The sequence below is a fragment of the Fulvivirga sp. M361 genome (assembly GCF_007097395.1).
Taxonomy (GTDB): Bacteria; Bacteroidota; Bacteroidia; order Cytophagales; family Cyclobacteriaceae; genus Fulvivirga.
Genome location: NZ_VKDC01000010.1, coordinates 71,041 through 91,571 on the forward strand (window position 1 = coordinate 71,041; position 20,531 = coordinate 91,571).

Below are 20,531 nucleotides of genomic sequence, written 5' to 3' on the forward strand. Positions count from 1 at the left end.
GTTACCGGTAGTTCTTTTCATAGAAACGGCAAAAGTCCGAGATTTGGCATTGGTCGCACTTGGGACTCCTGGCAAGGCATACATACCTGCCATGAAGTATCAGCCAGTGGTGCGCTCTGGCAACATATTCTTCAGGGATGTAATTAATGAGTTGCTTTTCGACTTCCAAAGGTGTTTTTGAGTTTTGATTGACTAGTCCTAACCGCTTGGAAACACGAAAGACATGTGTATCAACTGCCATAGTAGGCTGATTATAAATAACTGATGCAATGACATTAGCTGTTTTACGGCCCACACCCGGCAGTTTTTGTAACTCTTTCAGATCAGCTGGAACCTTTGAATCAAAATCTTCCACAAGCATTTTAGCCATGCCTAACAGATGTTTTGTTTTATTATTAGGGTAGGATACAGACCTGATATATGGGAACAGCTCGTCAAAGTGACTGGCTGCAAGGTGTTCCGGACTTGGGAAGTCCTTAAATAACTTAGGTGTCACTATATTGATACGCTTATCAGTACATTGTGCACTAAGTATAACCGCTACCAACAATTCATATGGATTGCTATAGCTAAGTTCTGTTTCAGCCTCAGGCTGGTTAGTGGTAAAATATTCTATGAATTTTTCGAATCTTTCTTTTCTGCGCATCCCTTATGGTTTGGACGGCAAATTTAAGGATTTTGAATAATTCAGAATACTATTTATTACACGCTCCGAAGGTTGCTTAAGGGCCCTGCTTAAATCTTTTTTAATTAAAGCAAATTCCTTATACATTTCCTGTAGCCTGGCATCACAAAGCATCGCCTTTTCAATTTCATTACTTTCCTTTTCGGCAGTCTCCTGGTATAAATACCGGATTACGTCATCTTGGGTAAATGTTTTGGTCATACGCAATATTATATTGTTTCATTTTTTTACGAAGATTGATAAGCGCATATCGCATCCTGCCTAAAGCTGTATTGATGCTCACTCCAGTCGATTCTGCTATTTCCTGAAAACTCATCTCCATGTAATGTCTCATCATTAATACTTCTCTCTGCGCCGTAGGTAGTTCTTGTATCAATTCTCTTAGTTTCGAATGCATGTCTCGTTGTACCTGAATTGACTCTACTGAATCTTCTGCGAACTGAAGAGTGTTAAGTACCTTACTTCCATCTTCAAGAACAACCGTAGGGTACCTTTTGTCTTTTCGGAAGTAATCAATTGCCAAATTATGTGCAATACGCATCAACCAGGGCAAAAATTTACCTTCCTCATTGTATCGTCCTTCTTTAATGGTACGTACTACCTTAACAAACGTCTCTTGCAGAAGGTCTTCTGCAACATAGTTATCTTTTACAATAAGATATATTGTAGTGAAAACCTTCGCCTTGTAGCGATTAAGCAACTGCTCAAAAGCTTCTTCGTTACCATTCTTGTAGAGTGACACCAACTGACTATCACTGATCCTATACTTCTCCATCAAGTTTACCTTTTATGTTAACGTAGAAGTTTATCTCATATTACTTAGTGGCGTTAGGTTTAATGTAAAGTTACTTTAATGAAAGCTATCCTAAACTAAGATAATTAATGAATAATATGCAACATTTTATCCCTGTAATTTTAAAATCCCCTGAATACAGTTTGAAATAATATAGTAAACGGACTGTTTTATTTTGGAACAAAGTTTTATACAGAATGTAATTTTTCCGTTGTTTTCCGGAAAACCAGATCGCAATTCAAGTTACAGGGGTGAGCTGGTTTGATCAAAATGCTCAAATGAAAGCTCTTCTTGAATGTGATATGGAATGGAGAAAATCTCTATTCAACTGTATTCAAGACAATTAAAGAGGAAATTGTGTAGAATTGGAATTCAAAAAGATGATTTTGATGATGCTTCGAATAAACCTGAAATGAAGAAGAGTAATATCTTTTCATAAACTGGCTTGTTTTGAATCTATTGTATCTTTACCGCGAATTATGCCAGAGACTAAAACGGAACTAACCATTAACATAGACCAGTTGGATCCTAAACAGTATATTATTGTTAAAGGAGCCCGTGTTAACAACCTCAAAAACTTAAATGTTGCTATTCCCAGAAACAAACTTGTAGTGGTCACAGGCCTTTCCGGATCGGGTAAATCGTCACTTGCTTTTGACACGCTTTTTGCAGAAGGTCAGCGTATGTATGTTGAGAGCCTCAGTTCATACGCCAGGCAATTTCTCGGACGTATGGAAAAACCAGAGGTAGATTATATTAAAGGAGTATCTCCGGCCATCGCTATAGAGCAAAAAGTAAATACGCGAAATCCAAGGTCTACAGTAGGCACTACCACAGAAATATATGATTACTTGAAGCTTCTTTTTGCCAGGATAGGCGTTACCTATTCACCCGTAAGTGGGACCGTGGTAAGCAAAGATTCTATAAGCAATGTAGTGGATTATATTAATGAACAGGAAGAAGGCACCAGAATAATGGTATCCTGCCCTTTAAAGATCTTACAGGGCAGGTCTATTGAAAATGAATTTAATATCTTATTAAGTAAAGGCTACACCCGGATACTTGTAAATGAAGAAGTGTTTTTTATAGAAGACCTTTTAAAAGAAAAACGAACGTTTACAGATAGTGACACGCTTGAAATACTTATTGATAGAGCAGTAGTCAATCCGGAAGATGAAGACACCACCTACAGGATGGGGGATTCCGTACAGACGGCATATTTCGAAGGCATGGGAGATTGCCATGTTTATGTCCAGGGAAAAGCAAAACAATCCTTCTCTGATCGTTTCGAGGTAGACGCTATAAAGTTTGAAGAGCCCTCCGTTAACTTTTTTAGCTTTAATAATCCTTATGGGGCCTGCCGAACATGTGAAGGCTTTGGTAAAGTACTTGGCATCGACCCTGATTTGGTAGTCCCTGATAAAAGCCTTTCCATATTTGAGGGCGCTATAGCCCCCTGGCGAAGTGAAACAATGAAAAAATGGCTTACGCCATTATTAAAAGATGGTATCCGTTTTGACTTTCCCATACACCGGGCCTACGAGGAACTGACCGAAGAGGAAAAAGAGGTGCTATGGACGGGTAACAGCTATTTTAAGGGATTGAACTCCTTTTTCAAGCATCTGGAATCCAGAACCCATAAAATCCAGTATAGAGTATTACTCTCCAGGTATCGCGGTAGAACCGTATGCCCTGATTGCAGAGGCACAAGACTTAGAAAAGATGCTTCTTACGTCAAGATCGGAGAGAAATCCGTCAGTGACCTTGTATTAATGCCTATCTCAGGCGCTCTTATGTTTTTTGAATCACTGGCATTAACAGATTATCAGGAAAAGGTGGCCCTGCGCCTACTTAAGGAAATTAAAAGCAGGTTGCATTATCTTGAGGAGGTCGGACTAGGCTACCTCACCTTAAATCGTATGACTTCCACTCTTTCAGGAGGGGAGTTTCAACGGATCAAACTAGCAACTTCATTAGGCAGCGCATTAGTCGGGTCTATGTACATATTAGATGAGCCAAGTATTGGATTGCACCCCAAGGACACTAAACGGCTGGTAAATGTCCTTAAGACATTACGTGATCTCGGCAATACCGTTATAGTAGTTGAGCACGAGGAGGAGGTTATGATTGCTGCTGATCAGATCATAGACATTGGTCCTGATGCAGGTGTACATGGGGGAGAACTGATGTTTCAGGGTACCATGGAACAACTTAACGGTTCTAAATCACATACTGCAGACTTTCTCCTGGGCACTGAGCAAATAGAATGGAATGGGGCCAGGCGTAAATGGAAAGACAGTATTAAAATATACGGTGCCAGAGAAAATAATCTCAAGGGTGTAGATGCACAGTTTCCGTTAGGCGTTTTAACTGCCATTACCGGAGTTAGCGGGTCTGGAAAATCTACCCTTATTAAAAAAATACTGTATCCGGCTGTAGGCAAAATACTGGGTACGGTATCTGAGGCGACAGGCAAGTTTGATCGATTGGACGGTGATTATGGCAAGATAACCCAGATAGAATTCGTAGACCAGAACCCCATAGGTAAATCTTCCCGTTCAAACCCAGTAACGTATGTAAAGGCATATGATGCCGTTCGACAGCTTTTTGCTGATCAGCCATTGTCTAAACAAAGAGGTTATAAAGCTTCACACTTTTCCTTCAATATTGACGGTGGCCGATGCGAGACATGCCAGGGAGAAGGTGTAGTAAAGATTGAAATGCAATTCATGGCAGATATCTTCTTAACCTGCGAAAGTTGCAAAGGCAAGCGGTTTAAGCAGGAGATCCTGGATATAGAATATGAAGGCAAGAATATTTCAGATGTCCTGGAGTTGACGGTAGAAGAAAGCCTGGATTTTTTTGCTAAAAAATCAACCATTAAGAACAAAATACAACCATTGTTTGATGTAGGGCTCGGTTATATTGGCCTGGGTCAGTCATCTAATTCACTCAGTGGAGGAGAAGCACAGCGCGTAAAGCTGGCCTTTTACCTGGGTAAAAATAGCCGCAAAACAAAAGACCACATTCTTTTCATCTTTGATGAACCTACTACAGGATTGCATTTTCATGATATAGCTAAGCTACTTACTTCTGTTAACGCCCTCATAGAGCAGGGGAACTCTGTAATCATTATTGAACATAATATGGAGGTGATAAAGTGTGCAGATTGGGTAATCGACTTAGGCCCTGAAGGCGGAGATAATGGCGGGGAAATCATTTTCTCCGGCACCCCTGAAGAGATGAAAACACTTAATAATAATCATACAGCCAGATTTCTAACACAGAAGTTGTGAATACCATTCATATACTTTATGTTGATCATATTTTAAATCCAAATTAAAATTCCACAATACCTAATTCATGTCAGAAATTCTTGAAATCGTAAAAAACCAAAGTCCAGGTGAACCCGAATTTCATCAGGCGGTAGAAGAGGTAGTAGAATCCGTTAAGCCCGTGTTGGATAAACACCCAAAGTACCGAAACCATAAGATACTGGAGCGAATGGTTGAGCCGGAAAGACTTATTTCCTTTCGCGTAGCCTGGTTAGATGATAACCAGGAGATACAGGTCAACAGGGGATATCGAGTGCAAATGAACAGCGCTTTGGGACCATATAAAGGAGGAATACGTTTTCATCCGTCTGTTTATGGTGGCGTACTAAAATTTCTCGCTTTTGAACAAACGTTCAAAAATGCACTCACAGGACTGCCTATGGGCGGTGGAAAAGGGGGGTCTGATTTTAACCCCAAAGGACGGTCTGATACTGAAGTAATGCGCTTTTGTCAAAGTTTTATGGCAGAACTTGCCAGACATATCGGAAACCGAACGGATATACCGGCAGGGGATATAGGTGTTGGTGGAAGAGAAATCGGATTTATGTTTGGGGCACAAAAGAAAATAAGCAATCAATTTGCGGGCGTTTTAACGGGTAAAGGTGTAGGCTGGGGTGGAAGTATGATGCGTACCGAAGCTACAGGTTATGGGTTGGTCTATTTTGCTCAGAATATGTTAGCCGTCAAAAAAAACAGCTTAAAAGACAAAGTCTGTATCGTCTCAGGATCAGGTAACGTAGCTCAACATGCTGTGGAAAAAATTATTGATCTCGGAGGCAAACCGATTACCATATCGGATTCTTCGGGATTCATTCATGATGAACAGGGTATAGACGCAGATAAACTGTCCTTTATCAAAGACCTGAAAAACAATAGGAGAGGAAGGATCAAAGAGTATGCGGATAAATATAGTTCTGCCTCTTACACGGAGACTAAAAACGGTGATACTGAAAACGGCCTTTGGCATATAAAAGCTGACTGCGCGTTTCCATGTGCCACACAAAATGAGTTAGGTAAAAAGGATGCTGAAAAACTGGTTGGTAACGGGATCAAACTTATAGGAGAAGGGGCTAATATGCCCTTAACAGCAGAAGCCGCTGAAATTGTAATAAAAAGTGGTATTTTGTATTCTCCGGGTAAAGCCTCAAATGCAGGAGGAGTAGCAACTTCCGGAATTGAAATGATGCAAAATTACATGGGCTCTTATTGGTCTGCTAAGGAGGTGGATGAACGCTTAAAAAAGATTATGTCAGAGATCCATCAGAACTGTCTGGATGCAGCCGAAGCCTATGGATTTAAAGATAATTATGTTGCCGGAGCAAACATTGCCGGATTTATAAAAGTGGCTGATGCCATGATTGCCCAGGGTGTAGTTTAACCCCAAGTAATCAAGGTGTTGAATTCTGGCGGCAGGTGTATTGATCAGTCTTAAAAAAATAGTTTATAGTAGTTTTGAATTGTAAATCATCGCCCATAAAATATTTACTCGTAGTAATTATCACTGCCCTGTCGCTCGCCGCCAGCGCACAGGAAGGTGATTTTTTCCTGCACCACTATTCACCGGACGAAGCCAATTTTGACAATGTCAATTTTAGTTTGGCACAAGATGTTTATGGTGTAATGTACATTGCCAATCGGAGCGGAGTAATCCGATTTGATGGAAAAAACTGGGATTTTCTTCGTACAACGTCCACCATCTTTTCATTAAGTGTAGATCGTGAGAAAAACATCCTTTATACAGCCGGTCATGATGGTTTTGGGAAAATAGAGCGTGACAACCGTTATACATTATCTTATACTGCTCTCTCAGATTCGAGTGCCAGGGGTTCTGATATCTTTTCAAGCGTTTTTAAGGAAAATACACTTTACGGTATTAGCAAGGACACACTTTATATTTTAGATCTCACCACCAAAAAAACACGTACGATACATCCAAAATATGGAGGCAGTCTCACAGGGCTCTTTATTGTCAATGATAAAATATTAGTAAACAATACGGTGAGTGGGCTGCTTGAGCTGGATGGTAATACTTTAAATGACCCTGCCTTGCTTGCGTTACGTGGGGTATATCCCTCGCTACTCTCTCCTTCACCGGATTCCAGCCGTTGGCTGGTGGATGATGAGTTTGGTAAACTCAGTCTACTTCATGGTGACAGGCTGGAACGTATCACTATCTCAGAAGAAGAGCAGGATTACCTTACTGAAAATGAGATTATTTCAGGCATATGGGTCAGTGACACCGTTGCGGCAATTGCCACCCTGAAAGGAGGAGTTGTATTTCTGAACCCTATCAGTGGCAAAATTGATCAGATCATAAATTACGAAAGTGGCCTCCCGGACAATGAAGTCTACGCTATGGCTTTAGACAGAGAAAGAAGCATCTGGATAGCCCATAAGAATGGTTTTACCCTGGTGTCGCCCAGCCTGTTCTTCAGGAATTTCAGCAGTTACCAGGGATTACGCGGAGATCTTCTGTCTGTAATTCATCATCGTGATACGCTGTATGTTGGAACATCATTAGGACTTTATTACCTGGAAACGGTAAGGGAATATGACGAAGAGACATACTTTGAACGAAAAAGAGTCCCTGTTACGAATGATCAACTTTCCGGAAAAACAGCAGCGCCTGATGATCCGGCCAGGCAGCTCCAGCCTGATCAAACCGGCAAAGCTGATGAACTACAAAAGATTTCAAAGAAAGAGGACTCTCGCAGGGGACTTCTGGGATTCCTAAAGGGTAGAAAAAGGGAGAAAGCGATTGTAAAAAACGATGGAATACCTCCTGCAGATGCAACTAGTAACCTTAAAGCACAATCAGCAGAAGCTAAAAAGCCTGCCAAATCCACGATCATGGTGAAACTGGAAAAAAAGACCAAAAAAAAACTGCGCTCCATCCGCTATGTCTACCGCAAGATCGACATGGTAGACTCCAAAGTTTTTCACCTGGTAGTTAATTCCAATAAACTTTTCAGTAGCGGGCTGGACGGTCTCTTTGAAATATCAAATAAAACCGCCAAGGCCATCACTAAAACACCGATAAGATCACTTTACATCTCAAAACATCATACCAGCATCTTTGCAAATACATATAATGATCTCATTAAGGTGTATGATTTACGAGGTTTGCATGAAGAGAAATACATGTTTGGCGACTTTAAAAGTAATGTCCAGCATATTTTTGAAGATGATCAGCATAGAGTTTGGTTCTGTAGTACTGACAGGCTTTTTTGGGTAGAAATAGAACAAGGTGAAATTGTAGAAACGGAAGAGCATGCTATTGATAATCCATATTTTTATAAGACCTACGGAACAGCTACCGACAAAGGTATTATCTATATCAACGAGTCAGGTATCTATGAACTGGAGACCTCAAATAACAAAGTAAAGCAGATAGACAAAGGACAGTCTTTTGAAAGCTACCTGGTAGGTGCAAATAATATTGTTTGGGCTTATAAAGATCAACATTGGTCCATGTTAGGTTCAAGCCAGCATACAGATAAATTTAACCTATTGAACTTACTACATAAGGTAAATTATATTGCGTCTGATCAGGAAGGTGTTTATTGGATCATAACAGGTGACAACAAACTATTCAGGTTTTCCTCACAGGGTGGTGATGCATTTGCCTCATTCAAGTACGACCTGTTATTGAGAAATATTAAAACAGATGCCGAAAATTTCAAATCTTCCGGCTCAATGAGGGTAAATCAGGATAAAAGCTCAGTAATATTTGAATTTATTCAACCGGATTATTCGGGCATAATGGATATTGAATATCAGTATTGCCTTAAAGGGCTAAAAAAGTGTACGTGGTCAGACTGGTCAGAAAAGTATTCCACCATTAACTTTCCATACCTACCTGAAGGCAACTATACACTCCAGGTACGGTCCAGGAATGCATTTGGAACCGTTTCAGATGTCAATGCCATTCCGTTCAAAGTAGTACCACCTTACTGGAAGCAACCCTGGTTTTATGCTCTCGAGTTTTGTGGTTTTATATTACTATTATTTATATCGGTCCGGGTTAAAAACCTTGGCTACAGGTATCGATTAGGTAGTCGTTTACTTGCTTTGCTCACACTCATCATTATTATGGAGTTTATTCAAACCATAGGGGAGAATAAATTCCAAACGCAAAGCTCACCCATTTTTGACTTTGCCATACAGGTCAGCATGGCCATTATAATACTTCCGGTGGAAGGTCTGCTTAGAAAGTATATCTTTAAAGAAAAGAATGTACAACTCATGGATTTCATGAGGATACGAAGCAAATCAGAAAAAAATGAAAAATAGAACAGCTATAGCACTGATCTTATTAATGATCACCGCTTGTTCGCAGCCTGGTGAAAAGGCCAACGATGTAATAACTATCAGCAACCCTCCCGAAGAAGGGTTTAATACGGAAAGCTCGGATAAAGAGGCCATTTTATGGGCGGATGCAGTAATGCAAGCCATGGGAGGCCGCAAAAATTGGGACCAGTTACATTACGTAAGCTGGAATTTTTTTGGTGCACGTGACCTGGTATGGGACAAACAAACCGGCAGGGTGAGAATAGATTTCCCCAGGGACAGTTCTATTTTTCTTGTAAACATTAATACTATGGATGGTAAAGTCTGGCGAAAAGGACAGGAAATAACCAATCCAGATAGCCTGAAAAAATACGTAGAGAGAGCAAAAGGGATATGGATCAACGATGCCTATTGGCTGGTCATGCCTTTTAAACTTAAAGATTCTGGCGTCACATTGAAATACATTGGAGAAAGTACTATGATAAATGGAAAGGCGGCCCAGGTATTGGAGCTAACTTTTAAGGGAGTTGGAAATACACCTCAAAATAAATATGAAGTATTCATAGACCCCACAGATAGCCTCGTTAAACAGTGGGCATATTATAAAGAGGCCGATCAAGACAGTGCCTCAGCCATCTGGCCATGGGATAATTACAAAAACTACAACGGTCTGTTATTATCTGCAGACCGTTCCGATAATAAAGGGCCGAAAAATGTAAAGGTATTTGAGGAATTACCAGATAAAGTATTCGAAGATTTTCAGCTGCCGGTATTAGAGTGATCTCTTACAATAATTAGCGAACGTAGTCCCGGGCATATAGGATAGGGTGGGCTTTGTAAAACTCTTTAAAAACTGTATCATAAATCATCCCGTTCAAAATTTTGAAGAATTGATCTTAGTGACTAACTTGTGACCAAACGGTCACAAAATGCCCAAGGCCACTTTTGAAAGATTACCTGAACGAAAGAAAAAGGATTTTTTAGCCACTTGTCTGGAAGAGTTCTCCTCATCAAGTTACAAGGCGGCGTCTGTTTCGAATATTGTAAGAACACTTGGAATGGCCAAGGGAAGTATTTATCAATATTTTGAAGATAAGGCAGACCTTTATCAGCACCTCATATCATTAAGTACTGATCAGAAATATCAAATTATAGAGTATGTCAATCGTAAAACTCCGGATAGTTTAGCCTCATGGTACCTACAGATCTGTCTGGCGGAGATCAAGTTTGCTGAAGAATTTAACCCTATGTACCGCTTACTCAGGGATGAGGCACATTTAAATGGCCCATCATTGATACAAAAAGACCAGGACTTTATCCTGAGAAATCTAAGAAGATTTACGGCAGAACTGCCGATACAAAATAACAGAGAGGAGATAGCTTTTTTTCTGAATGGTGTAAAGGTACATTTGGTAAATGACCTTGCCGGAAGGCTGGAAGAAGAGGAGACCTTACCCAAACTAAACCGTATTATTGAATTCACCTTAAAAGGAGTGACTGGATAGTCACAGCAATTTAAACTACGCTTTTATTTCTCAATTAGATCAAAATGAGTAGATTGTCAGCTATGTGTTCAGTAAGCCCATGCCCGCTTTTGATCCCAGGTTACATTAAAGAAGTATACATTATATAATCCCGTGCTTTCCAAGAAGATAATGACCGTGGTGAAAGGTATAATGCTGACCATCACCCTGATAATCATATTAGTTCCCCCTGTATTCGGACAACGCCCGGAAAAAGCTGCATGGGGAGTTGGTGTAAATCCTTATTACGGAGGAGTATTTAAGTACAAAGAAAGTATGCCGACTGTTGACTTTACCGGCTTACATGGGTTGGAAGTCTATGTCAATAAGATCACCAATGGCAGGAACCAGTGGGAACGTTTTTTCAACTATCCCGAGCTGGGCATAGCTGCCGAGTACCTGAATTATGGACTGCCTGACGAGCTTGGCAAAGTAGTATCATTTACCAGCTACCTCGATTTGACCGTCAATAACCATAAAAAGAACAAACTACGATTGAATATTGGGAGCGGCTTTGTGTATTCAAGTAAGCGATTTCACGCTGAAAATAACCCGGAAAACACAGCAATCAGCAGTAAAATAAGTTATGTAGGACGTGGTACTATTCATTATGAAATAGCGTTAAACCCTAATTATTTTTTAAATCTCAACGTAGCATTTCGTCATTATTCCAATGGAAGGCTTAACATGCCGAATAATGGCATGAATTTACCTATGATGGGCGTGGGCCTTAAATACATTCCTCAACCCCGCCCAATTAATTTTGTAAAGGACACCAGTAGGTACATTGACAAATCCATCCAAGTTAACGTGATGGGATCCATTGCATGGAGAGAAGTACTGCAAGAGGATATAAAACATAAAGCATATAGCGCTTCCCTTTACCTGAGTAAACGAATAACTAAGTACAACACGATTTTGCTCGGGATAGACGGGTATTATTATGAAAGGGAGTCCATGAGACGCGCACTAAGTGTGTACAAGAGTAAATATTTACCGGATGACTTTGTACTCGACCTGGATGGCCGGCAGTTAGCATTGACCATAGGTGGTGAACTCTTAATCGGCAGGTTGTCTGTTTTGCTTCAGGGTGGGATTTACGTTTACAAACCACAGCTGCACTATAGTTCGTGGTATCAGCGCTATGGCTTCAAATATATGATGACACGCCATATATTCACCCGCGCCACGCTGAAAGCACATAGCAGAACCGCTGATATGATGGAATTTGGCTTTGGCTATACGTTTTAACACTTTTCCGGCAATCACACTTACCGGTCAGTGATTTACTTAAGCCTCAGGCATAATTTAGCTGTTAGATTCCATCCTATCCGTTAACTTTGGGGCGCCTTGAAAACAGGGTAGTACAATTGACCTATTAAATCATCAGAACTTTTCACATGACGACTAAAGAATATATTGACAACCATCAGCAAAGATTTATTGACGAACTGCTTGATCTGTTACGAATACCATCTGTCAGTGCTGACGGTAAGTTCAGCAATGATGTAAAGAAGGCCGCAGATTATATAAAACAGCGACTTGAAAGTGCAGGAGCGGACATAGTAGAAGTATGTGAAACGGCAGGTCACCCCATCGTTTATGGTGAGAAGATCATAGATCCCGCACTTCCTACCGTATTGGTTTACGGGCATTACGATGTACAGCCTGCAGATCCCTATGAATTGTGGGATTCCCCTCCTTTTGAACCTGTAATAAAGGATGAAAAGATCTATGCACGTGGCGCCTGTGATGATAAAGGACAGATGTACATGCATATTAAGGCTTTTGAAGCCATGAATGCCACCAATGCACAAGCATGTAATCTCAAATTCATGATAGAAGGGGAAGAAGAAGTAGGCTCTGACAACCTGGAAACATTCGTTCGGGAGAATAAGGAAAAATTAACCGCAGATGTTATTCTCATATCGGATACGGCCATCATTTCTAATGATACTCCTTCTATAACGGTAGGCCTCCGGGGCCTGAGCTATATGGAAGTAGAAGTAACCGGGCCTAGCCGGGACCTGCATTCCGGTGTTTATGGTGGTGCTGTGGCCAACCCGATCAATGTGTTGTGTGAAATGATCGCGTCATTAAAAGATGCAAATGGTCATATCACCATTCCTGGCTTTTATGACAAAGTAGCTGAATTATCATCAGACGAACGAAAAGCGCTCAATGAGGCTCCTTTTGAACTGGATGAATACAGAAGTGATCTGGACATCAATGAAGTAGCCGGTGAAAATGGGTTTACTACCATTGAGCGTACAGGCATCCGGCCTACACTGGATGTAAACGGCATTTGGGGAGGGTATATTGGAGAAGGCGCTAAAACCGTACTACCTTCTAAAGCTTATGCAAAAATTTCCATGCGGTTAGTACCACACCAGGTTTCTGATGAGATCACTGATCTTTTCACCAAACACTTTGAATCCATAGCGCCGGCTTCAGTAAAAGTAAACGTAAAGCCACACCACGGTGGCGAGCCCGCAGTTACGCCAACGGACTCAACCGCTTACGCTGCTGCGAGCGCAGCATTTGAAAAGGCCTGGGGAAAAACACCTATTCCTACTCGTGATGGCGGAAGTATTCCAATAGTAAGCCTTTTTAAAGAAGTTCTGGGCCTGGATACCGTATTGATGGGCTTTGGGTTAGATTCGGATGCAATACACTCCCCTAATGAGCATTATGGACTTTTTAACTACATGAAAGGGATTGAAACTATCGCGCTGTTCCATGAGAATTTTGCGCAATTGAGCAAATAAGTCATTTGTTCAATTAAAAAGAGTATCACATTTGGAAACCTCTGATAGTGATGTTATGTTTGTTTAGATTTAGTCTAAATAAATATAATTGCAAACTTCTGTTCTGATATCAGATTCACAATTCCTTACACGTGAAGGGCTTTATAACCTGCTTACGAAGGAACATAACCTGACAGTACACATAGTAGAACATCCAACGTCACTTGATCATTACATTACGAAATACAATCCTGATGTTCTCATTATTGACTATTTAGGGATCAAGCTCTCGTCGAAAGGTGCGGAATTAACCCAATACTTAACTACTACTTTTGACACCAGTGTATTAGTGATTTCAGATGATCAGGACGTGCAAAAAATTCGACAAGGTTTGAATTCCGGTGTGAAAGGCTTCCTGACCAAAAGCTGTGAGCCAGAAGAAATACGTCAAGCCGTTCAGACCGTGGCTAAGGGTAAGCGGTTTTTCTGTAACAAAGTGCTTGAGTTGCTAACAAATTTCGAAAACAAAGCAGACATTGACGTTACACCGGCCAATTTATCTGCCCGTGAATTCGAGATCCTCAAACTGATAGCTAAAGGAAATACTACGCTTAGAATAGCCGATAAGCTAAATATTAGTATTCATACGGTTAACTCACATAGAAAAAACATTCTGAAAAAGCTCAAGATAAAATCACCGACTCAGTTGGTGGCTTATGCTCATGAAGCAGGACTGCTAAAACCTGGTAACTGAAACAGGGTTTATCATCACTATTTATAGTGATAATTTTTTACCTAGTAATAGCGATTGACGGGGGTAATCACAAAAGCTAGCTTTGCTATTTAGAATTATTCTAAATAGCAACCATGAAAAAATATTTTATCTCCGCATTTTTAGTCTTGATTTCCATTTCTTCCTGGGCCCAAGTGGGCACTGTCAAGGGACGGGTCATCGACTCAGAAGGCCAGCCAATAGGTTTTGCCAATATCATTTTAAAGAATACTACCCATGGCACCTCGTCTGACGGACAAGGCTATTTTAGCCTGTATAATCTTCCTGAAGGCAGCCAGGCTTTACACGTAACAGCTATAGGTTATGAATCTATCGAACAAGGTGCCGTTATTTCTGCCAATAAGGAAACATCTTTGGAGATCACGCTTGTAGAAAGCATTACTCAACTACAAACCGTAGAAATTCTTGGTCGTACGGAAAAAAGCTATGCAAATACAACTTCTTTTCTCGCTACCAAGACGTCCACCCGCCTCGAAGATATACCTCAATCCATTGGTTATGTCACCAAAGAACTTGCACTGGACCAGGCGGCTTTTCGCGTCAATGATGTGGTGAAGAATATCAGCGGCGTAAACCAGTTTTCCTTTTACAATGACATTTCCATAAGAGGCTTTCGTGTTCGGGGGCAGCAAAACTCAGGAAACCTGGTCAATGGAATGCGTGCTTTCACCAGTTTCTGGAAGCAACAACTTATTCCTCATATTGAAAGGGTGGAAGTCATCAAAGGGCCTGCCTCCGCCCTATTTGGTAATGCCTCTCCTGGTGGAACCATCAACCGGGTAACCAAGAAACCGCTTAAAGAACAAAGACAATCTATCAGTGCTACCGTAGGCAGTTTTAACACTTTCAGAACGTTAGGAGATTTTACCGGGCCAATGTCAAAAGATAAAACACTGCTATACAGATTGAACCTCGGGTATGAAAACTCCGGAAGTTTCCGTGACCTTCAATTTGACAAAAACCTGATCATTGCACCCTCCTTCTCATTCCTGCCTAATGAACGAACCCGCTTAAACTTTGATATTGTATACCAGGGCTCCGAAGGAAGACTGGACAGAGGACATGCTGTATTTGGTGATGGAGACCTGTTTTCCGTCCCGGTGACAAGGGCCCTCAATGCTTCCAACGACTTTTTAAAAGAAGAAAGTATCAATGCCACCATCTCTTTACGGCATCAGTTTTCTGAAAACATTTCACTCAACAGCATTTATATGAGATCGAGTTATGTTGAAGACCTTCTGGAACACCGTACTGCCAATGCATTTGCTACCTTGGGTGATGGCAGCATGGACCCTGAACAAGTGGAAATGAGAGTATTCATTCGTAAGCGGGACTGGAACAATGATAACTTTAACAACTACTTCAATTTTGATTTTGAAACAGGGGTATTAAGCCACAAACTGCTGGTAGGATATGACTACTTTCAACAATTACTGGAACCCGGAGGATCACAATTGCAGGCAAGAGGGTATCTTACCGCAGACAGAAGTAGTATGATCAACTCTTTTAATCCTGATAATGCTACGGCATATGCCCTGGATTCAGACGGTAATCCCGTACCTAATGTGCCTCACTTTGACCTGACGGACCCTACCGCTAATCGACTGAGGGATATGAGTGATTACATCTACCAGACTAATTTATTTCCACAAAGCAGACTGCGCACTCACGGTATCTATCTGCAAAACCAGATTACCCTGGGTGATTTACAGTTGCTTTTAGGGTTAAGGCAAGAGTATTTTTACGACGAACTTAATTACAAAACCGAAAACGAGGAATTTGTAACACAAAGTGCATTGATACCGCGGCTGGGAATGGTCTATTCACTATCCTCCCGCGTCAATGTATATGCTACTTATACCGAAGGCTATCAGCCTCAGACCGCCAGCATTATTAATGACCCCAATGCCGGCGGTCCTTTCGATCCCTTAACCAGTAACCTGATAGAAATAGGGACAAAAACCAACTGGTTTGATGGAAGGCTAAATGCTACTTTGGCATTTTACAGACTCGTGCAGCAGGGAGAACTTTATAGTGCCAACGATCCAAGCAACCCGGACCTTCAAGTGCAAATAGGAGAGGAAGAGGCAAAGGGAATAGAGTTGGATATCATCGGGCGTATCACTGAGAATTGGAGTGTGATAGCCAGTTATTCCTATAACGATGCTGTCATTACGGAAAGTGATGACGAGTCTGAGGTCGGTCGTCAAAAGCCAAATGCACCGGAACATACCGGCAATATCTGGACGAAGTATGTCATTGATCAGGGCATGTTCAAAGGTATTGGCATTGGATTGGGCGCAAATTTTGTCACTGAACGATTCGGCTCGATCGTAAGAACGGATAACCCTCCCTTGTTTCCAGGGTATGAACTGGTAGATGCCGCCATTTACTACCAGGTAGATAAGTTCCAGATCCAGGTAAATGTGAATAACATTTTTGATAAAACCCACTGGGTAGGCGGTTATGATTTTATCAGAGCGTTTCCGGGGGCTCCAAGAAATGTGATGACTACCGTATCGTATACATTTTAATGTTAAAACCATTCTGAGCATGGGCATCAGACACTTCATCCTACGACCATGAAAAAAAACCAACTATGGGCATTACATAGCTGGGTGGGTTTGTATGCCGGAATAGCCATTGCGTTTTTAAGCCTGACCGGAGCCGCTGCACTTTTCAGGATTGAACTGGACGCCCTTTTTAATCCAGATTTAAGACAAGTGGAATCAGGGGGTCAACACGTCACTATGAACCCAATAGTGGAAAAGGTCAAGAGCATGCATCCGGACAAGCTGTTATTTGAAGTTGAGCTACCTGCCAGCTCAGAAAGTACCTGGAACATCCGGTTAATCGCTAAGCAGAAAGACCGCCTGTTTCCTATGCTTTGGGAAGTTTTCATAAACCCGTATACAGGAGAAATACTCGGAGAACGAAATTATTATCAAACCTTTAGCTATTACCTGCGGAATCTGCATGTTCGTTTTTATGAAGGGTTTTACGGGCGTCAGATCGTAGGCCTGGCGGGCATCGCGTTGTTGATATCTACCATTACGGGATTTTTCATTTATGGGCAGTTCATGAAAAAACAGCTTTTCGGCACGATCAGGAAAAAGAACCTACGGATCAAACAGGCAGATCTCCATAAACTTATAGGCGTGGCCGCACTCGTTTTTAATCTTATGATCGCGATTACGGGTGCCTGGCTGGGGCTACAGGTATACCTGCAAAAATGGCTGACGATTGAACGCCCCAACACTTTCCAGGTGAAAGAGGCACCATTCAACAAGACAAAGGATACAGCATACAAGGTTGATTTTGATCGGGTTTATAGCAATGCAAAAAAACACTTCCCTGAGCTGGTCCCCAAGTTGGTCCGTCCATCTACTAATGGTGATGGTACTATCAGTGTACTGGGTAATGTACCACGCCAGGCTTATGAACGCAACAGCAACAAGATCGTGCTGGATAAGAGAACCTACGCACCATTGTACACCTATGACATAAGCCACGCTGGCATGGGGGCAAAGCTCTTTTTCATCCAGGAATCACTCCATTTCGGTGATTTTGGTGGCATTACATTGAAATTTTTGTATTGTTTATTAGGATTAACTTCAGGGTTTTTATCCATCACGGGTTTTATCGTTTACCTTGAAAGGACCAGAAAAAACAGGATGGAACTTCCCGGGTATACAGAACTGAAGCCTCTTCTGTTCAGGTATACAATGGGAATTATCACGTTTTGTGTGTTTGTTGCTATACTTAGTTTATTATGGGGTATAGGAATTCCTACGCTTTTCGTCGTGATCTTATTTTATGGGTTTGTAGTATTAGTCCTCTTAAAACGGATCATAGAGTTTGTGAGAACAAAGTGGTCCGGGTCTAACCGACAGCGGATTTGAAAAAGGAATTTGACAAGTTGATCGAGCATATATTGATCCCTGTGGTGGCAGGTTACATGGTGGTGATCGCCATAGCTTTCATTTATACTGCAAACCAATGGTTTATTGTTTCTTCACAAAATGAGCTAGTCGTTCATTATGCATTTAAAACGGAAAAGGCAGCTACAGATTTCGTCCGTTTTTCATTCGTCAGTGCTTTACTTTCTATGGTATTTCTTGCATTAAGCTTTTTGGCGATACAATGGAAGAAAAAATGGTTTGTAGTTTTAATTATACTATTTGGGAATGCCCTGTTGCTAAGCATTTTATTAAAATGATCTTCGATTACTAAACGTTATATGATCCTATAAAACAGGACTAAGGAATGAAGCGCCAAACACATTGATCCATATATACGCTATCTCCTGTTTTTGTTTTTATTACTACAGTACTTTCCCCCGCTTCAAAAGTTATGTTTTCCCATAGATAAATTCCCATGACAGGCTCTTTTGCACCCCTGGAAACTCCATTGATGTATAACTCTACTTCTCCGACATTCCCGTAAGCTTTTACATTGGTAACTTTCTTTGTCCTCTCAACCAAACGTTTTTCAGCCAGATGAAGCATTGGGGCGTCATTCCAATTGGCTTTGTAAAAGTAAAAAGCATCTTTTTTGGTCTGTCGATCAAACGTGATCAGTCCCTTGTCATTCATGCCCGGATGGTCACCTTCGTTACGCGTGGCAGATGAAAAATCAAACATGTTCCAGATCAATTTACTCCAGAGGAATGGACGGTCTTTGAGCATTCTCCAGTTTTCCTCGTGATAGTAGGCTTGCCACCCCTCAGGATGCCATTTTCCAGCGGGAGCCGGGGCTACAAGTGTATCTTCATGATGATAAATACTGGCTCCGGCACCGTACTCGCTGATACCCAGGCATCGACCCGGAAAATCCCTATGCATAGCATCTGCCCATCGACCCATTTCTGCAGGCTCATCGCCGTACCAGCCGAAATATTTGTTCCAGGCAATGACATCGGTCACACCATTCAAATCACTTCTATCCAGGTTAGTAGCGGCTGTTGTCAGCCTGGTCGGGTCTTCTTTTTTTGCCAATTCCTGCAATAATTTAAGGTAATTCAACGGACTTTCCTTTTTATCTTTCAGCTCATTGAATAATCCCCAGAAAAAAACAGAAGGGTGGTTGTAGTTCTGACGGATCATTTCGAGCAACTGCCGACGGCCGTTAGCATGCAAAGCCGCCACATTGTAATACCCACGATTACGGTAGCCCCCAATTCCCACCAGGGGGATCTCAGACCATAAAATCAGACCTGTGGAATCAGCATAATCATAAATTGCTTCAGCATGCTGGTAATGTGAGAGTCTCACCATGTTAGCGCCCATTTCCAGGATCAGATCCATATCCTGTTGGTGATCTGCCCGTGATAAGGCATTGCCCTTTCCGGCTTTGTCCTGGTGGCGGTTCACGCCATACAGGTCCAGGTATTGTCCATTCAGAAAGAATCCCTTTTCAGGATCTATACGAAAGAACCGAAGCCCAAGTGGCTGAATTACATTATCCAGCAGCCGGTTATTGTCATAAATGCTTACTTCTACCTGGTACAGGTACGGATCCTTTCTGCCCTGCCAGAGATGTGGGTTTTTAATGGTTACAGATTGGTCAACAGCTAATGTACTACCTGATGGTACAGTATGGAGATCTTCCATTGAGGCAATTATAACATTCTGCTTATCCCGAATTTGTGTTACCACTTTCACCTTGGCCTTTGAAGATGTTCCGTTGGACAGTCTGGAAGTAATGTCAACCTCTGCCCGTTGTGCCGTTACTTTTTTCTGGGTGAGATACACACCTGGCGCCCCATAATCCAATGGTGTGATACAAACTTTTTCGGTTACCAATAATGATACAGGTCTGTAAATACCTCCGTATTTTGTAAAATCACCTCCAAGAGGAAGGGCATCTATGCGATAAGCATTGCTGACCCTTACCAAAATACTATTCTCCTGACCCGGAGTCACGAAATCTGTGATCTCAAAACTGAACCCTGCATACCCCCCGATGTGCTCTCCGACACAGGTATCATTTACAAATAGCCATGCTACCTGACCTACTCCCTCGAATTTTAAGAAAAGACGTTTTCCTTGGTAGCTGTTTGGGATATTGAGCTTTCTTTCATAACTCCCCTCTCCCCTCCGGTAAGCCTTTTTTCCAGCATCTGCCTCTGATGCATTCCAGGTATGTGGTAAGGTTACAGGCCGGGTATCCGTCTTACGTTTTGCATAGCCCGGCATAAATGTCCAGCCACTATTGAGTGTAATCTCTTTCCTGGATGGCCCCTGCCCATAGGCATAGGTAACATGACTGAAAAGTAATAGTATCAAAAAGCCTAAGCACTTGTAATATGGATCTTGTGTGGTGTACATTTAACAGTAGGTGAATTTTAACCGGGTTAGGACAAT

The 20,531-nt window shown here is 41.6% G+C and carries 15 protein-coding genes; 11 read left to right on the top strand and 4 right to left on the bottom strand.

The features are described 5' to 3' along the window. Nucleotide 1: 1 nt before the first annotated feature. From nth to FNH22_RS13710, 3 genes are read right to left on the bottom strand one after another with little or no spacing between them, the layout of a single operon-like run. Nucleotides 2–646, bottom strand: coding sequence for an endonuclease III (nth, locus tag FNH22_RS13700; RefSeq protein WP_143398968.1), 645 nt, complete (start codon nt 644–646; stop codon nt 2–4). Nucleotides 647–649: 3 nt separating this feature from the next. Then, on the bottom strand, nt 650–886 hold the full coding sequence (locus FNH22_RS13705) for a hypothetical protein (protein WP_143398969.1): 237 nt from the start codon (nt 884–886) through the stop codon (nt 650–652). After that, a complete protein-coding gene (locus FNH22_RS13710; protein ID WP_143398970.1) occupies nt 861–1,460 on the bottom strand; it encodes an RNA polymerase sigma factor in 600 nt (199 codons plus the stop codon). The genes FNH22_RS13705 and FNH22_RS13710 overlap by 26 nt, the downstream gene beginning before the upstream one ends. Nucleotides 1,461–1,957: 497 nt before the next feature. Between FNH22_RS13710 and uvrA the strand changes: the two genes are divergently transcribed. From uvrA to FNH22_RS13765, 11 genes are all read left to right on the top strand, one after another. After that, nucleotides 1,958–4,774: an excinuclease ABC subunit UvrA gene (gene uvrA / locus FNH22_RS13715; protein WP_143398971.1), complete on the top strand. Its 2,817-nt coding sequence runs from the start codon at nt 1,958–1,960 to the stop codon at nt 4,772–4,774. 67 nt (nt 4,775–4,841) lie between these two features. Next, entirely contained in the window at nt 4,842–6,191 is a 1,350-nt protein-coding gene (gdhA, locus tag FNH22_RS13720) for an NADP-specific glutamate dehydrogenase (protein WP_143398972.1), read from the top strand. Nucleotides 6,192–6,265: 74 nt separating this feature from the next. Continuing rightward, a complete protein-coding gene (locus tag FNH22_RS13725) occupies nt 6,266–9,106 on the top strand; it encodes a hypothetical protein (protein ID WP_143398973.1) in 2,841 nt (946 codons plus the stop codon). Next, nucleotides 9,096–9,884, top strand: a complete 789-nt coding sequence (locus FNH22_RS13730; protein WP_143398974.1) for a DUF6503 family protein — start codon at nt 9,096–9,098, stop codon at nt 9,882–9,884. The genes FNH22_RS13725 and FNH22_RS13730 overlap by 11 nt, the downstream gene beginning before the upstream one ends. 148 nt (nt 9,885–10,032) lie before the next feature. Beyond that, entirely contained in the window at nt 10,033–10,608 is a 576-nt protein-coding gene (locus tag FNH22_RS13735) for a TetR/AcrR family transcriptional regulator (RefSeq protein WP_143398975.1), read from the top strand. A gap of 150 nt (nt 10,609–10,758) precedes the next feature. After that, on the top strand, nt 10,759–11,877 hold the full coding sequence (locus tag FNH22_RS13740) for an acyloxyacyl hydrolase (protein ID WP_143398976.1): 1,119 nt from the start codon (nt 10,759–10,761) through the stop codon (nt 11,875–11,877). Nucleotides 11,878–12,026: 149 nt separating this feature from the next. Beyond that, complete coding sequence (locus FNH22_RS13745) at nt 12,027–13,394, top strand: dipeptidase (protein WP_143398977.1); 1,368 nt, start codon at nt 12,027–12,029, stop codon at nt 13,392–13,394. Between the two features lie 88 nt (nt 13,395–13,482). Continuing rightward, on the top strand, nt 13,483–14,127 hold the full coding sequence (locus FNH22_RS13750) for a response regulator transcription factor (protein ID WP_143398978.1): 645 nt from the start codon (nt 13,483–13,485) through the stop codon (nt 14,125–14,127). A gap of 113 nt (nt 14,128–14,240) precedes the next feature. Beyond that, nucleotides 14,241–16,700 carry a TonB-dependent receptor gene (locus FNH22_RS13755; protein WP_143398979.1) on the top strand — a complete coding sequence of 820 codons (2,460 nt, stop codon included), beginning with the start codon at nt 14,241–14,243 and terminating at the stop codon, nt 16,698–16,700. Nucleotides 16,701–16,748: 48 nt separating this feature from the next. Further along, nucleotides 16,749–18,068: a PepSY domain-containing protein gene (locus tag FNH22_RS13760; protein ID WP_143398980.1), complete on the top strand. Its 1,320-nt coding sequence runs from the start codon at nt 16,749–16,751 to the stop codon at nt 18,066–18,068. Continuing rightward, complete coding sequence (locus FNH22_RS13765; RefSeq protein ID WP_143398981.1) at nt 18,065–18,385, top strand: hypothetical protein; 321 nt, start codon at nt 18,065–18,067, stop codon at nt 18,383–18,385. The genes FNH22_RS13760 and FNH22_RS13765 overlap by 4 nt, the downstream gene beginning before the upstream one ends. A 40-nt stretch (nt 18,386–18,425) precedes the next feature. Here the strand turns inward: FNH22_RS13765 and FNH22_RS13770 are convergent, their stop codons facing one another. Then, nucleotides 18,426–20,495 carry a glycoside hydrolase family 2 TIM barrel-domain containing protein gene (locus tag FNH22_RS13770; protein WP_143398982.1) on the bottom strand — a complete coding sequence of 690 codons (2,070 nt, stop codon included), beginning with the start codon at nt 20,493–20,495 and terminating at the stop codon, nt 18,426–18,428. Nucleotides 20,496–20,531 lie beyond the last annotated feature (36 nt).